Below are 15995 nucleotides of genomic sequence, written 5' to 3' on the forward strand. Positions count from 1 at the left end.
CAAAACTCCCGTAAGTTATGCAAAAAACCGGCTATCCTATTTCGGAACGCGCTTTCAGCATTCTGACAAGGATTTCCCGTATGCTGACGGAAAAAAACAATTCCGCCGGAAATGCAGGAAGCAAAATTTGTAAGGTCATGAAACTAAGTTCAATTTTTGTTCTGGCATTCTGCCTGCAGGTATCCGCCAGCGCGAGCTCGCAAACGGTTACCCTGACCGGCAGGAACATGTCGCTCCAAAAAGTTTTTTCCGAAGTGAAAAAACAAACAGGTTATATCGTTTTCGCCAACAAGGAATTGCTGGTGAACACAAGGCCTGTGAGTATCGATGCAACCAATATGCCCCTGCAGGAATTTATGAACAGGGCGTTAAATGGTCAGCCGTTATCGTTCATAGTAGAAGACAAAACCATCGTGCTGATGCGCAAGACTCCATCAAGGGAAGATGCAGACAGTGTGATGGCGCGTGCAGTGACGATCTCGGGGCAACTGATCGATTCAGAATCGAAAGAGCCCATCAATGGTGCATCCATCTCTGTAAAAAATACCAGGCAAGGCACCACCACTACAGCAACGGGACAATTCACATTGTCCAACGTTCCGGAATCAGCTATCATTGTGATCAGCTCCGTTGGCTTTACTCCACTGGAGGTTCCTGTTTCACAACTGATAGCGATTCCAAACGATGGTGCATTACCGTTAGGAGACAATACGATCCTGAAATCCGGCGCCAGCTTCACTTTCCAACTGAAGGCCCTCCCTGCAGCCCTGAATGAAGTGGTGGTACTGGCTTTCGGTCAGGCGAAGAGGAAAGACCTCACCGGTTCCGTGAGTACCATGACTGGCGCAACGATCAGTCAGCAACATGTTTCCACCGTGTCACGAGCACTGGAAGGCATGGTGTCCGGTGTGCAATTATCTACCAGTTCCGGCCAGCCCGGAAGTGAATCTGCGATCCGTATCCGGGGCCTCGGTTCACTGTCGGCAGGTTCTGATCCGCTCATCGTCATCGACGGTGTTCCCAGCAATGTGCCGCTGGCTTCTCTCAATCCTGCCGATATAGAAAACCTCGTGGTTTCAAAAGATGCGGCCTCCAATTCCCTCTACGGTTCCCGGGCCTCCAATGGCGTGATACTCGTAACCACCAAGAAGGGAGCAAAAGGAAAAACGAAAATCAATTTCGATGTACGCCTCGGACAGAACAGCCAGGGTGTTCCTGATTTCGATATCGTAAAGGATCCGAAAGAATACTATGAACTGGTCTGGAAAGGTATCTACAATTATGTCCGCTTCAGCAATGAAGCCGGCGCACCACATCTCAATGATGCAGATGCAAGACAATACGCCAGCAATAATCTTTTCACTGCAACAGGATCCACTTTGCAGCCCACCAATGCACTCGGTAATTACATGTTGTACAAGATACCCGATGGCACCACGCTCATCGATCCTGCAACAGGAAAGCTGAGGTCCGATGCAAAGCGCCTGTACTATGACGACTGGAATGATTACTTCATCAAGAAATCTTTCAGCCAGCAATACAATGTAAGCCTTAGCGGCGGTAACGAGAAAACCGATTACTTCCTGTCTGCCGGTTATATGAGTGATCCTTCTTACGTGATGGCATCAGATTTCAACCGTTATAATGCGAGACTGAAAGTGAACACCACCATCACCAACTGGCTGAAAGGCGGGATGAACATTGCTTATACGCGTCGTTACAGCAATGCTCCCAACTATTCGGGTGGTACCGTGAACACGAACGTATTTCTCTTTAAGGATTTCTTTGCGCCCACCTGGCCCATTTTTGCGCACGGAGAAGATGGCAGTGTGAAACGCGATGCACTCGGCAGGATCATGTACGATCTCGGCACCGGAGAAACTTATAGTCCATTGGGGGCAACAAGACGAACCACTTTCCCGGGATACAGCCCGGCTGTGTATTTCGACAAAGACCTCAACGAACTCACCTCCGATGATTTCTCCAGCCGCGCATTCCTGGAAGCCACTGTACTGAAGAATTTCCGTGTAAGGCTCGACTTCTCGCTCGACAATACCTATTCCAACAGCAGGGTATACGGCAACAATGAGAGCGGTTCCGCAGCAAGGGATTATCAGGGAACCATTCAGAATGTCTGGTCAAAACAGATGTACCTCAATACCGTTCAAACCATCAATTATACAAGAGAAATCGGTTTGCACAATATTGATGTGCTGGCAGGACATGAATATCGCTGGGTGCGCAGGGATAATATGAACGGATTAAAATCCCTCATGTTTGCTCCCGACAACCCGGACCTGACCAATGCCATCCGGATCATGAGCCTCACAGGTAACGGCTCCAGCGAAGCACTCGAAGGCTATCTGTCCAGGCTCGCTTACAACTACAACAGCAAATATTTCCTCACTGCCAGTATCCGCACAGATGGTTCTTCCAATTTCCGTTACGACAAATGGGGAACATTCTGGTCTGTAGGCGGCGCCTGGAGGATCAGCCAGGAAAGCTTCATGAACAAAACTTCCAAATGGCTCACCGAATTGAAAGTACGCGCCAGCTATGGTACACTGGGCAACCAGAACGTGGGCGCCAACCGCTGGACAGATATTTATGGCATCTCCAATGCAGGAACGCTCGACAACCCTTTACTGGCCATTGCGCAGCAATCATGGGGCAATCCTGCACTCACCTGGGAAAGCAATAATATCGTTGACGCAGGTATCGATTTCCGCCTCTTCGATCGTATATACGGCACCGTTGATTATTTCCGCCGCAAGACCATCGACATGATCTGGGCCAAACCATTACCCGCTTCTACCGGGCAGCCCTCCAAACTGGAGAATGTGGCTTCTCTGCTGAATACCGGTTATGAAATTGAGCTGGGTATGGATGTAATCCGGAATAAAGACTGGAACTGGACCGTTAGCCTGCGCGCCTCCAACTACAAGAACAAACTGCTGGAAATCCCACCGGGAGTTGGAACAAAAGCCCTGAACGGGAATTATGAAGAAGGCAACTTCCTCCGTGGCGAAGGCAAAGATTATTACAATCTCTACATGTACAAATATGCAGGTGTTGACAAAGCAACAGGTGAAGGCATGCTCTACAAACAGTTAAGGGCAACCGATAATCTGGCATTGTATCCCGGTAAAAAAGTAGGGGATATCGTTACTACCAAAGGAAACGACGCCACTAAATTCGAAGTGGGCTCTGCAGCTCCTGACCTGGTAGGCGGCTTCAATACCAATCTTCAGTACAAGGACTTCGATCTCTCTGTACTCACTAGCTGGCAGATCGGTGGTAAAACCATTTCATTGACCTATCAGAACCTGACCACGCAAAAGATCGGGGGCATTCACAGGGACCTGGCCAATGGATGGTCACCTGAAAATCCTGATTCCAATGTACCTATGTACATGAGCGCCGGGCAAAGCTACTTCAACAGGCCTGTTGGTGGCGCTGCCGGTCAGTACTCGGACTGGTCACTTTTCGACGCTTCCTATTTAGCTATCAGGAATATTACATTAGGCTACAGGTTACCACAGCATATCGCAGCAAAGAACGGGATAGAAGCAGCGAGGATCTTCTTCAGTGTGGACAATCTTCATCTGTTCTCTGCCAAGAAAGGGCTCGACCCCAGGCAATCTTTTGATGGAGGCACCACACTGGCAGCCTTTGGTTTCCCTCAAACCCGTACCATCACCTTTGGTATCAACCTTACCCTCTAAATGGAAAAATCATGAAGAAACTCATCATCATAACAGGAAGCATCATCACCATTTTTGCATCCTGCTCAAAGAATCTGGACATCGATCCGGAAGGGACAATGACCAGGGAACAATTACAGCAGATCATCAAAACCAAACCTGCCACAGTTCTGGAGCCGATGGTCACCAGCATGGTTGCTCAGTTCAACGGGCTCTCACCGGTGAACTCTGTAGACACCAGGAATTTCCTGGTAGTGAACCTTCTGCTCAGCCTCAAAGGAAATGATATGGTGCAGGCCCGCGCAAGCGGTGGCTGGATGGTAGAAGATTATCAAATGCTGAACTATCGCGAAGAAAATCAGGCACGCACTGCCATCTACTGGGGCATGTATTATAAATACATTTTCTACGCCAACCAGATCCTGGATCTCATTCCTCCTGATTTCGATCCTTCACAAGCCACTGATGTGAACAAGCTCATCATGAAATACAAGGCTGCTGCACTCACCATGCGCGCACTTAGCTACACTTATCTGATGTGGCTCTACCAGGATGATTACATGCATGGCGGAAATACCAAACCCGGCGTTCCGCTGTATACAACAGTAGGAAGTGAGGAAGACCGTGCACCTTCACAGGACGTATGGAACCAGATCATCGCAGACGCAACCGAAGCAGTTGACCTCTTCACTAAATCCGGGCTCAGCAATACAGCCAGCAAAACAGATTTTGATGCATCCGTTGCTTCAGTAGTACTGGCGCGCGCAGCGATCACTATCGGCGATTGGCCCAAAGCCATTGCCGCTGCAGATTATGTGATGACTGCCTATCCTACACTGATCAATGAAACAGATTATACCACCAAAGGCATGAGCAATCTCAGCCTGACTGAAACCATTTTCGGATACGATTATTCCAGCGCTACCGGAAGAGGCAACAGCTCTTTCCCCGGTTGGGTGAACATCAAAGGCGATGGTGGTTACGGCGGCAGCCAGGGCGGCTGGCTGGCGATCGATCAGCGATTGTATGATCAGATCAGCGCTACCGATTACAGGAAAAAGAATTTTGTAGCAGATGATTTTGTGGAGTTCAAATATCCCAGCGCTCAGGAACCGGATAAGCATTTTAAATATTATAACTACAAGTTCGCAGCGCCGCCCATCGATGGCACTACACCTGCCTATAACCAGGATGATATTTACATGCGTACTTCCGAAATGATCCTCACCAAAGCTGAAGCTGAAGCGCGTGACGGACAGGATGAAAATGCACAGAACACATTGTACATTCTCGCGCATGAAAGAGATCCGTCTTACGTGAAATCAACCAGCACCGGTGATGCCTTGCTGAAGGAGATCCAGCTGCAGCGCAGGATCGAGCTTTGGGGAGAATCCGGATTTGAATTCTTCGATAACAAACGGTGGGGGATAGGCGTAGACCGCAACGGCTCTGCGAACCACACCAATACGAAAGTAGTGGCTGCAGGCAAACTGTTTACTTTGCAGATCCCGCTGACCATCGAATTGAATTATAATCCTTTTATCACCGAGCAGAATCCACTATAAATACTTTGGGTGCCGGCAGCCGTTCGCCTCCCGGCGAGTGACTGCCGGCAACTAACTATTCCGGTAAAACAAATGGAATGGAAAAATGGAATACACTGCCTTGGCCAGGCTCTGACTCCGCCCAGATATTGCCGCCATGCATCTCCACGATCTTGCGACAGTGCGCCAGCCCAATTCCACTGCCTTCATAAGCAGATTGGTTGTGCAGTCTTTTGAAAAGATGAAAGATCTTGTCGAGATGTATCGCTTCCATTCCGATGCCATTGTCCGCTATGGAGAAAGTCCAATGTTTTCGTTCTCTCGTAGCCGTGATAGTTATTGCAGGCGGAACACCAGGTTTTCTGAATTTGATGGCATTGCTGATCAGGTTCTGGAACAGCAGTTTCAGTTCCAGAGGATAGGCGGAGATCACCGGCAATTCACTAAAGTGTATCATGGCATGGTGTTGTTCAATGGTGGCGCCCAGGTCAGCCAGCACATCATTGAGTACTGCATTACAATCCACTTCCTGGTGTATCTTTTTGTTGCCAAGCCGTGAATATTCCAATAGTTCCCTCACCAGAGTTTTCATGCGTTCATTTGCAAGGGTGATATAGCTAAAGTATTGTTCCGTGTGTTTGTCTGACTGATCCCTGAACTTCTGTTTCAGTAATCCGATAAAACCCATGGTGGTGTTCAGCGGTTCCTGAAGATCATGTGAAGCAAAATAAGTGAACTGCTCAATTTCCTTAGCCTTCAGCACCAGTTGATGTGTTTTGTTCTTCACTTTTTCTTCCAGCTCTTCATTGAATTTCCTGAGCTGCATTTCCAGTTTTCGCGTTTCTGTTACATCACGGCCCACTGCAAAAATATGGCGGAACCGTCCTTTCTCATCCCTGTACAGAGCAGCATTGAACAGCAGTTCTACCGGTTCCGTATCAGCGCGGATGATGCGGAGTGGAAAATTTACTGCTTTCCCATCTTTTACGATTTGCTGGCAAAAAGCACCGGCCGCTGCCGGTTCACTGAAATGCGAGGAGAATTCACTTCCTTTCAGTTGTTGAAATGGCAGACCCATGATCTTTTCCGTGGCTTTGTTCACATCACTGATCCTGCCGTCCGGCCCGATGGTAAAAAAGGGATCGATACTGGATTCAAGCAGGCTCTGCGTGTAATCCACTACTTCCTTATAATTGAGCGCTTTTTGCTTGATGAAATAATTACAGGATAGAAAAACGATCAGGCAGGCAAAGAAATTGAGAATGGCGATGCCTGACCAGGGCTGGGGGATAACGCCCGTTACCTGTAATAAAGCTGCTATACCACAACCAGCCACCAGGGCGAGAATCCAGTAAATTCCCTTGCCCGGTTCAGCCAGATAGAATATAAAAGGCAAAAAAGCGAAGGGCCAGAGGAAACCTGTTCCATCCCAACCGCCCGAAGCGAACATACAAACCACTACCACCGTTCCGATGGTCATGATGATATCGATGCGTTCGTAATTACCCGTCTTTCTGAGAATGAAATAATTGGCCGTAACGGCCAGGAAGGCTGCGGCATGCAATACCGCAAGGAAATTACTGCTCAATACATAATAATACAGCAGGCTGAAAACACCGCAATAGATAAGCGCAATAACAGTATAAGCATTAATAACAGCCAGACCTGACAAGGCCCCGGACTTGTGGTATTTTAGGTTTGGTTCCATGGATATGCCTGGAAAAAAGCAGGCCGCTGAAGATACGTTTTATTTTTTCTTCCCCGGCTTCTTTGATGCCTTTGCCTTACTGTTGAAATCCAGGCAAAGATTCACCCAGTATTCAAAATCCCTTTTGGTTTTGAATCCTTCCAGACTCACATAACAATAACCAATGAGCTCGCGACCTTTCATGATCATCGGCTCGTAACCATTCCTGCCCACCACTACTTCCTGCAGTGCAGGATCGAATCGGCACATCAGGTTATCGCCACTAACGTTTATGCACATCTTACCATTCACCATGAATGCCATTCCACTGAACATCCTCTTTTCTTCGATCCTTATCCCCGGTACCGAAGCCAGGTACTCCCTTAATCTATCGGCAAGTTTTGTATTGAAGGCCATAAGAATGCTTTTGGATAGGATACAATGTAAGATTTCCGGACGATCCTCAAAAATGGGTCCCCCGGGAGGCCAATTGCCGAAGGTATTGTCTTGTTTTGATTCCTGACTCCCGCAGGTCGCTGGTTTTCCAGTGGCCTGTTGAGGCGGCGCTTTTCAGTAAAACAGAACAGGTTTCCTCTTTATCGGAAACAGACCAGGAGATCCAGCTGAGTTTGTTTTTGACAATCCAGTCGATATACTTCTTCCATTCCACATCGTCTATTTTTCCATCACCACTGGCTTCCATTCCGGCAGATTCAGAAATGAAGACCGGAATACCGTTACGGATAGCCTCATCCGTTCTGTCGCGCAGCCATTGCTTATGCGTGCCTGCATAGAAGTGGACAGTATACATGATATTGCTCACGTCTTTGATAGGGTCCTGCTGCACCAGGTCGATGCGCTGGTCCCATTCCGTATTGCCCACCAGGATGATATTATCAGGATCATTTTTCCTGATGGCATTGATCAGTTCGATTGAATATGCTTTTACTTCTTTCCAGGTCTGATCTCTTGTTGGCTCGTTGAAAATCTCATAGATCACATTGGGATATTGTCCGTATTTCCTGGACATGCTATCGAAAAACAATTTTGCATCCCTGGTAAAAATATTATGGCTATGCCAGTCGATAATCACATAGAGACCTTCTTCGATCGCCGCATCCACCACTGTTTCCACGCGTTGAATATTACCATTGGGATTACGCAGGTAACCATCCTCATGCTCTACACCCATGGCAGCCCGCACCACATTCACTTTCCAATCATCTTTCAGCCATTGTACTGCTCCTTTTGTGTAGAAGCGGGGATGGAAGCAGCTCCAGCCGAAACTCATGCCATAGAGCGAAACGGATTCGCCTTTTGAATTGGACAACTGTGTGCCTGTTACCTGTAAAGGCGCTACAGTGTTTACCATCTGCCCCTTTGAAATGAAGGGAAATAAAATGATGATGAATAAGGCAGCTTTCATATCGTTGGTTTTACCGGATCTAAATGTATACAAATCCTGCCGGCGGATATAATACAATAAAAGTGAACGATAGTATTTTTTTAACCTTTTGTGTAATTCCACTATTCCTGTCATCCAAAGGGAAATACTGTTTATGAGATTCTTCTACACTGCACTCATCCTGCTTGCGGGACACAGCCTCTGTTTTTCCCAAATCGCCTCTATACATGGAAAAGTAACGGATGAACGCGATAGCGCATTGGCAGGAATTACTGTTTTTGAAAAAGACTCTAAAAGCGTTGTACAGACAGATAAGAAGGGAACATTCAAATTAATTGTTTCGGAATTTCCAACCACCATAATATTTTACGCCGCTGGGTTCAAAACGAAAGAGCTGCAGCTGAAAGCAACAGACAGCAATCACAACATCATTATCAGACTCTATCCTGTTGATGTAACGCTGGATGAAGTGGTGGTGGTAGGACATGGTACTGTCAAGAGAACTGTCGCAACAGGCTCTGTGGCAACCACAGCAGCTTATTCGCTTTCAGGGAAAGTGGCTGGTGTGGTAGCAAGCGATCCTAAGCCGCACAAAAGGTCTGTTTCCGGAAATCCGGCAGAGAAATTCACCCCCGGTCATTCAAATGAAGGCAGTGCACATGTTCTTACTGCAGGTGAACTGAGCGATTTCAAAAAATGGAAAATGTGGGAAGGATATTCAAAACACGAGTTCAATGATTGGAGCAAACACTGGGGCATATCACCGGTAAACCGTTATTGCGTGCAGATCATGAACGAAGACCGCAAAGCAATTGCAGGCCAAAAAGTTTATCTCATTAACCGGAATACAAATGATACAGTCTGGTGTGGCGTTTCGGACAATACAGGTAAGGCTGAATTATGGGCTGGTTTTGATAACAACCAGGAGCAACAGAACGCCTATGTTGTTGCTTGTGAAAGCAGACTGCTGGACCAACTCGTAAAATTCGAGAATGGTATCAATTTCCTCACCATCAGAGAAAATTGTGCGCCATCCAATATTGTAGACATCGCCTTTGTGGTAGATGCCACAGGCAGCATGTCTGACGAAATAGCCTACCTGCAAAAAGAACTGGAAGACGTTATTGGCAATACAACGGCAAAGTTCAATGATATCGATCTCCGGATCGGTTCTGTTTTTTACCGGGACCATGCAGACACCTATCTCACCCGCTTCATCGGGTTCACCAATGATATTCCTTCACTGAAGCAGTTCATCAATAAACAATCCGCCGATGGCGGTGGCGACTATCCTGAAGCAGTAGACGAAGCGCTTACTGTAGCGCTTAACACCCTGCAATGGAGGCCTGCCGCAAGGTCCAGGATCCTTTTCCTGATCCTCGATGCACCGCCCCCCGTCACTGCTGCCCGGAAAATGAACCTACTGATCAAACAGGCAGCCACAATGGGTGTGCGCGTGGTTCCTGTAGTATGCAGCGGCGTTGACAAATCCACCGAATACCTGATGCGGGCAATAGCCCTGGCCACCAACGGCAGCTACGTATTCCTCACAGACGATAGCGGCATAGGCAACAAACATATCAAACCAACCACTGATACCTGGAAAGTGGAATTGCTCAACGTTCTTTTACAACGGATGATGGGAGAGATGATAGCTGTGGCTTCCTGTAATGAATATCCGGCAACAGATGAAGTAAAACAGAAAAAAGAGAAGAATAATCTCATCGTTTATCCCAATCCTACTAAGGGACAGGTACAGATCAAATCGCCATTAGATGTGAAGGAGCTTTACATCACAGACTTTGCAGGTAAAGTGTTGTTGAGGCCGGATGCCCGGTCCCGAAAATCCTGGCAGGCAGACCTGAGTGGCTTTCCTTCAGGCAGCTACCTGGTCACTTATCTTGTAGAAGATATGGGCTGGAACTCAGAAAAGATTATCCTGATAAAATAGCCTGAACAATGGAAAAATGGGATCCTGTAATGCTTTTTTATTGTTATCCCGTTTTATATAAACAACTCTGATTAATTTTATTCAACCTTAGTCCTCAGGATGGCTTTAATAAAAACAATATTAAGAGATTGGATAATAACGCGTTACAGAGCGACCGGGTACTGTTTCAACGCATCGCCCGGGGCGATGCACAGGCATTTGCCGGCTTCTACGAAGCTTATGCAGCCAAACTGGCCCTCTATGTTTCCCGGTTCCTGGGTTCGGAATTATGGGCTGAGGAAATTGTGCACGATACTTTCCTGAAATTATGGTCGGTTCGCGAAACCATCGGCGATGTGGAATATCCCGCCAGTTTCGTTTATCGTATGGTAGCCAACCGCACCAAAGACCATCTCAAGCGTCGCAGCCATGAAGTTAAGCTGCAGCAACATCTTCTTCACCACCTTCAGCAAGCCAATACCAATACCACCGAAGCACAGGTGGATTACCAGATAGGAGAACAATTGTTCCGCAAAGCCGTGCAGCAATTGCCGGCCCAGCGCGCCCTCGTGTTCAGGATGCGTCATGAAAAAGGACTCAGTTATGAAGAAATCGCCAATGAGCTCGGCCTTTCCAAAAATACTGTCCGCAACCTCCTCAACCTGGCTTTACAGAATATCAGGGCCTACCTGGCAGAACATGGAGACATCACCGGTGTACTGGTATTGATCATTTTTTCAATTTTTTTTTAATCCCTTTGGTACTTTCCACTTTGCCGATCGTTTCATAGGGCAGTGGTTGTTGCACAATCATAAAAAACATGAACTCAGGAAACCAACATATCGTTCAATTACTGGAAAAGTTTTCCCGCGGAGAAGCCAGTCCGGCGGATACCGATCAATTGCTGAGCCTCCTGCAGCAGCAGGGAGAAGATGAAAAAATGATCGCTTTCATGGAACAACAATTGAACGGCTATCAACCGGAAAATGCAGAGGAGCTTGCTTACTGGAAGGAAAAATTGAAAGAAGGCGCAGCTGCTATCACAGGTATTACTGAAGAAAATACTGCAAGACCTGTTCCTCGCATGCAGTTCCTCCGCAAATGGGGATGGGCCGCAGCCGCAGTGATCGTAACCGTTAGTGTTGGCGCTTATCTTTATACCAATAACTCATCCAAACCTGCCGCACCCGCTGTGGTGGCTCAGGCAACGCACATTGCGCCAGGAAAGAGCGGAGCAGTGCTGACATTGGCAGATGGTTCACAGGTAGTGCTGGACAGCCTCGGCAACGGAATGGTGGCCACACAAAACGGTTCGCAGGTAATGCTGAAAGGAGGAGAACTGGCTTATGCTCCAGCCGGAACTGCCTCCGGGGAGACCACCTACAATACCATGACCACACCCAAAGGAAGACAATTCCAATTGACGCTTCCGGATGGCACCCGGGTATGGCTCAATGCTGCCAGCTCATTACGCTATCCTACAGCATTCAATGGAAATGAGCGACTGGTGGCCGTTACAGGCGAAGCCTACTTTGAAGTGGCCCGCAACAACAGGCAGCCATTCAAGGTAATGGTGAACGAAAAAGCAACAGTGGAAGTATTGGGCACCAGCTTCAATGTGAATGCTTACGATAATGAGACCAGCATTCAAACCACCTTGCTGAATGGAAGCGTTCGCGTAGCCAATATCAACACTACACAATCTTCTGCTGTTACACTCAAACCCGGACAACAGGCGAGCCTGAACAATCACGCAGCCAACAACATAAAAGTTATCAACGATATCGATATCAATAAAGTGATGTCATGGAAAAATGGACTCTTCAATTTTGAAGGAGCCAATCTTGGAGAAGTGATGAGACAGATAGAACGCTGGTACGATATCGAAGTGGTGTATGAGAAAGGTATTCCCAATGTGGAATTTGAAGGAAAGATGACGAAAGACGTGCCATTGAAAGACCTGCTGACGATGCTGGACAGATCTGATGTCCATTTTCGCATCGAAAACAGGAAGCTGATAGTGCTTCCCTGATAACAGGAAAACAGGATTACCCTTATCAAATTGAAAATTCGGATCATGGCCCGCAATTGCGCTGCGGTGCCGTCCAGGATCTTTTTGCAGTAATGGGACCAGGTGATGTTTTGTAACAGTCCTGCTCCAATAAATGGACAAAGCTAAAAAGCAAACCGGAAGTGATTGCGCCACCTCCGGTTCTGTTCAGGCTGAGCCAAATGAGTGTGTATTATCATTTTTTAATCAACCAAAACTGTTCACAAGTTATGCAAAAAACTGCGCGCCACAAGCTCGCCCAAATCCTGCTGGTTATGAGACTGACCATCATGTTAATGACTGTAGCCCTGGTTCATGCACACGCCTCCGGAAGAGCCCAGAGCATCACGCTCTCCGGAAAGGACCTGACCCTGAAACAGGTATTTGCAGACATCGAAAAGCAAACAGGGTATGTTGTATTCAGCAAGAAAGGGACCCTTGCCGAAACCAAAACCGTTACCTTCTCCGCGCAGAACATGCCGTTGAAGAATTTCCTGGACCTGGTATTGAAAGACCAGCCACTGGGTTATGTGATCTCCGGTAAAACCATCCATCTTTCCAGGAAAGTGGAAACGCCTGCGCAACCCACACATCAGTTCATCACACTCTACCCTGAAGAAACGAGATTACCCATCACAGGCCGTATTACAGACAGTACCGGTGCTCCGCTGGCTGGCGCCACTATCGCCATACGCGGAGGCAAAATAACAGTCACCACTGATGCCAGTGGAAAATTCACCATCCAGGCAGAAGCCGGGGATGTACTCGTGATCAGCTATGTAGGGTTCGCTACTGAGAACTTCAAAGTGAAAGCGGGAACAAAAGACATCCAGATCTCCCTTTCTCCTGCAGCATCCGTGATAGAGAACGTTGTGGTAACAGGCATTTTCAATAAACCCAAAGAAAGCTATACAGGCGCCACCCGCACCATCAGCGAAAAAGAGATCCGCGAATTCCAGGGTCGTAACATCTTTGTGACCCTCGGAAATATCGATCCCGCTTTCAATGTGGTAGCCAATAATTCCATCGGCTCCGATCCCAACCGTATCCCGGAAATACAACTGCGCGGCACCAGGAACCTGCCAAATATCGATCAGTTCCAGGCCGGTACCGATGCAGGACAACTCGCCATGCGTGATCAGCAGTTCCAGTACCAGGCAGCCGCCCTGAATGCACCGCTCGTGATCATGGACGGATTTCCCATTTCATTGCAAAGGATGATGGACCTCAACATGAATGAGATTGCTTCCATCACTTTGCTGAAGGATGGTTCTGCTACCGCTCTTTACGGTTCACAGGGCGCCAATGGCGTGATCGTGATCACAACCAAACAGCCCGCTCCCGGAAAACTCAGGCTAACCTACCGGGGAGGCATCAACGTAAGTCTTCCTGATCTCAGCAGCTATAACCTCCTCAATGCGCGCGACAAACTCGCACTGGAAAAAGCATCGGGTTATTTCAGCAATGGCACAATGGATCCCGCCAATAACCTGCTGCTGGAAAAATATTATAACGATGTGCTGGCCCTGGTGGAAAGTGGCGTGAATACAGACTGGCTCTCCAAACCACTGCGCACTCAGGTTGACCAGAACCATTCAGTTCGCCTCGAAGGTGGGGATAACGCTTTCCGTTATGCGATGGAAGGACAATACAACCGTATCAATGGTGTGATGAAAGGCTCCAGTCGCGAAACCGTGAACGGTACCGTTACACTTTCTTACCGCCTCAACAAACTCAACTTCAGCAATAACCTGCGTGTAGGCAACAGCAAGAGCAACGAGTCTCCCTGGGGTTCATTCAGCTCCTACGCAAAGCTCAATCCCTATTGGAGTCCATACGATGCAAATGGCAATATAGTGCAGACATTCAGGCCATTCGAGCGCCAGTACTGGCAACAAGGGGAATACAGTAACCCGATTGCCAATCCCATGTACGATGCCACGCTGAACACTTTCAACAAATCCGCCTATACCAGCATCGTGAACAATTTCCAGGTGGAATGGCGCCCCATCAACCGCGTTACGCTCAATGGAGGTATCAGCATCAACAGCAATCAAAGCACCGGTGATAATTTCAAACCTGCTTCCCATTCAGCCTTCTCACAATATGCACTGGCCGATGTATTCCGCAAAGGCACCTATGATTACAGCACAGGTAAGGATTTCAGCTTCACCAGCCGGATTTCCGCCAACTATTACAACCTGTTCAATGGTGTGCATGGACTGACAGTTGGATTGAGCGGTGAATTATTCGAATCCAAAACCACCAACTATGGTTTTTCAGCTGAAGGTTTTCCCGATGAAACAGTGGACTTTCTCGGACGCGCCCTGCAATACGCGCAGAACGGGGCTCCCAGGGGAACTGAATCAACGGTAAGAAGGGTAGGAACAGTGGGCTCTGTGAACTACGTTTATGATAACCGTTATTTCGCCGATGTCACCTACAGGATCGATGGTGCTTCACAATTCGGCAGCAACAACAGGTATGCGCCTTTCTACTCCTTAGGCGCCGGCTGGAACCTGCATGAAGAAGCATTCCTGAGACATCTCGATTATATCGACAGACTCAGACTGCGTGGATCCTTTGGCGTTACCGGCAATCAGGCATTCTCTGCCTACCAGCCACTGGCCACATATTCCTACATCATGAGAGACCGTTACAAGAACTGGATCGGCGCTACACAATCCACACTTGGCAATTCAAACCTGAAATGGCAGGAAACAAATAAGATGGACATCGGCCTGGAAGCCAGCTTCCTCGGTGATCGCATCTATATCATGGCGGATTATTACAAAGAGAATACCTCCAATCTTTTGTCATCCGTTGAGCTGCCTTTTTCCAATGGCTTTACAGATTATGTGGAGAATATCGGAGAATTGCAGCAACGCGGCTGGGAACTCTCCGCACGCATCACCATCATTCGTAATGATGCTACCAGACTGCTCTGGTCTGTAAGCGGTAATATTGCACACAATGAAGACAAGATCGTAAAACTGTCGCAGGCCATGAAAGCCGCCAATGATAAGCTGGCGCTGCAATACGACTACACAGCCAATACGCCCAACAAGATCATCCGTGAAGGCGAATCACAGAATATCATCTATGCAGTTCGTTCACTCGGCATCGATCCCAGTACCGGCAAAGAACTTTACCTTAACAGGTTTGGACAGGTGACCTATTCCTGGAATTCCGCAGACCGCGTGAACGTAGGCCTTTCACAACCCAAATACCGCGGCAATTTCAGCACCATGCTCCGTTACCAGGGCTTCACGCTGAACGCTTCATTCGGATACCGTTTTGGTGGACAGATCTACAACCAGACGCTTATAGACAAGATCGAGAATGCAGACAGGTTCTTCAACGTGGATGCACGTGTGTACTATGACCGCTGGCAGAAACCCGGAGACATCGTGGCTTTCCGCGGATTGAACGAAACATCGAGAGTGGATCCTTCTTCCCGTTTTGTACAGAATGAATCCACCCTTATCTGCCAGAACGTGAATCTCGCCTATGATGTTACCAGCAGGCAGCTCCTCCAGCGCATGCGCATGAAAGCGCTTCAGCTCACTGTGAATACCGGCGAGCTGTTCTATATCTCTACCGTACGCCAGGAACGCGGCCTCGATTTTCCATTCACCAGACAGATCAGTTTCCAACTGTTTGCAACATTTTAAT

Annotated in this window: 9 protein-coding genes; 6 read left to right on the top strand and 3 right to left on the bottom strand. The window is 47.9% G+C overall.

The genetic code is table 11. The features are described 5' to 3' along the window. Positions 1–137 precede the first annotated feature (137 nt). Together FSB84_RS22525 and FSB84_RS22530 are read left to right on the top strand one after the other, a co-directional pair. Positions 138–3725 carry a SusC/RagA family TonB-linked outer membrane protein gene (locus FSB84_RS22525; RefSeq protein ID WP_158644066.1) on the top strand — a complete coding sequence of 1196 codons (3588 nt, stop codon included), beginning with the start codon at positions 138–140 and terminating at the stop codon, positions 3723–3725. 11 nt (positions 3726–3736) lie between these two features. Beyond that, on the top strand, positions 3737–5269 hold the full coding sequence (locus tag FSB84_RS22530; RefSeq protein WP_130540121.1) for a RagB/SusD family nutrient uptake outer membrane protein: 1533 nt from the start codon (positions 3737–3739) through the stop codon (positions 5267–5269). A gap of 55 nt (positions 5270–5324) precedes the next feature. On the opposite strand, the gene FSB84_RS22535 is transcribed toward FSB84_RS22530, so the two are convergent. From FSB84_RS22535 to FSB84_RS22545, 3 genes are read right to left on the bottom strand one after another with little or no spacing between them, the layout of a single operon-like run. Further along, positions 5325–6956: an ATP-binding protein gene (locus FSB84_RS22535; RefSeq protein WP_130540122.1), complete on the bottom strand. Its 1632-nt coding sequence runs from the start codon at positions 6954–6956 to the stop codon at positions 5325–5327. 39 nt (positions 6957–6995) lie between these two features. After that, the gene (locus FSB84_RS22540; RefSeq protein ID WP_130540123.1) at positions 6996–7352 is read right to left on the bottom strand and encodes a TfoX/Sxy family protein; all 357 of its coding nucleotides are present in this window, start codon (positions 7350–7352) and stop codon (positions 6996–6998) included. Positions 7353–7398: 46 nt separating this feature from the next. After that, positions 7399–8361, bottom strand: coding sequence for a glycoside hydrolase family 5 protein (locus FSB84_RS22545; RefSeq protein ID WP_130540124.1), 963 nt, complete (start codon positions 8359–8361; stop codon positions 7399–7401). A gap of 133 nt (positions 8362–8494) precedes the next feature. On the opposite strand from FSB84_RS22545, the gene FSB84_RS22550 reads away from it, so the two are divergent. The 4 genes from FSB84_RS22550 to FSB84_RS22565 all read left to right on the top strand — a co-directional run bounded on the left by FSB84_RS22550 (position 8495) and on the right by FSB84_RS22565 (position 15994). After that, a complete protein-coding gene (locus FSB84_RS22550; RefSeq protein WP_130540125.1) occupies positions 8495–10291 on the top strand; it encodes a carboxypeptidase-like regulatory domain-containing protein in 1797 nt (598 codons plus the stop codon). Positions 10292–10419: 128 nt separating this feature from the next. Then, positions 10420–11022: an RNA polymerase sigma factor gene (locus tag FSB84_RS22555; RefSeq protein ID WP_158644067.1), complete on the top strand. Its 603-nt coding sequence runs from the start codon at positions 10420–10422 to the stop codon at positions 11020–11022. A gap of 68 nt (positions 11023–11090) precedes the next feature. Next, on the top strand, positions 11091–12302 hold the full coding sequence (locus FSB84_RS22560; RefSeq protein ID WP_130540127.1) for a FecR family protein: 1212 nt from the start codon (positions 11091–11093) through the stop codon (positions 12300–12302). A 293-nt stretch (positions 12303–12595) separates the two neighbouring features. After that, positions 12596–15994: a SusC/RagA family TonB-linked outer membrane protein gene (locus FSB84_RS22565; RefSeq protein ID WP_225979862.1), complete on the top strand. Its 3399-nt coding sequence runs from the start codon at positions 12596–12598 to the stop codon at positions 15992–15994. Position 15995 lies beyond the last annotated feature (1 nt).

Source organism: Pseudobacter ginsenosidimutans (assembly GCF_007970185.1).
Classification (GTDB): Bacteria; Bacteroidota; Bacteroidia; order Chitinophagales; family Chitinophagaceae; genus Pseudobacter; species Pseudobacter ginsenosidimutans.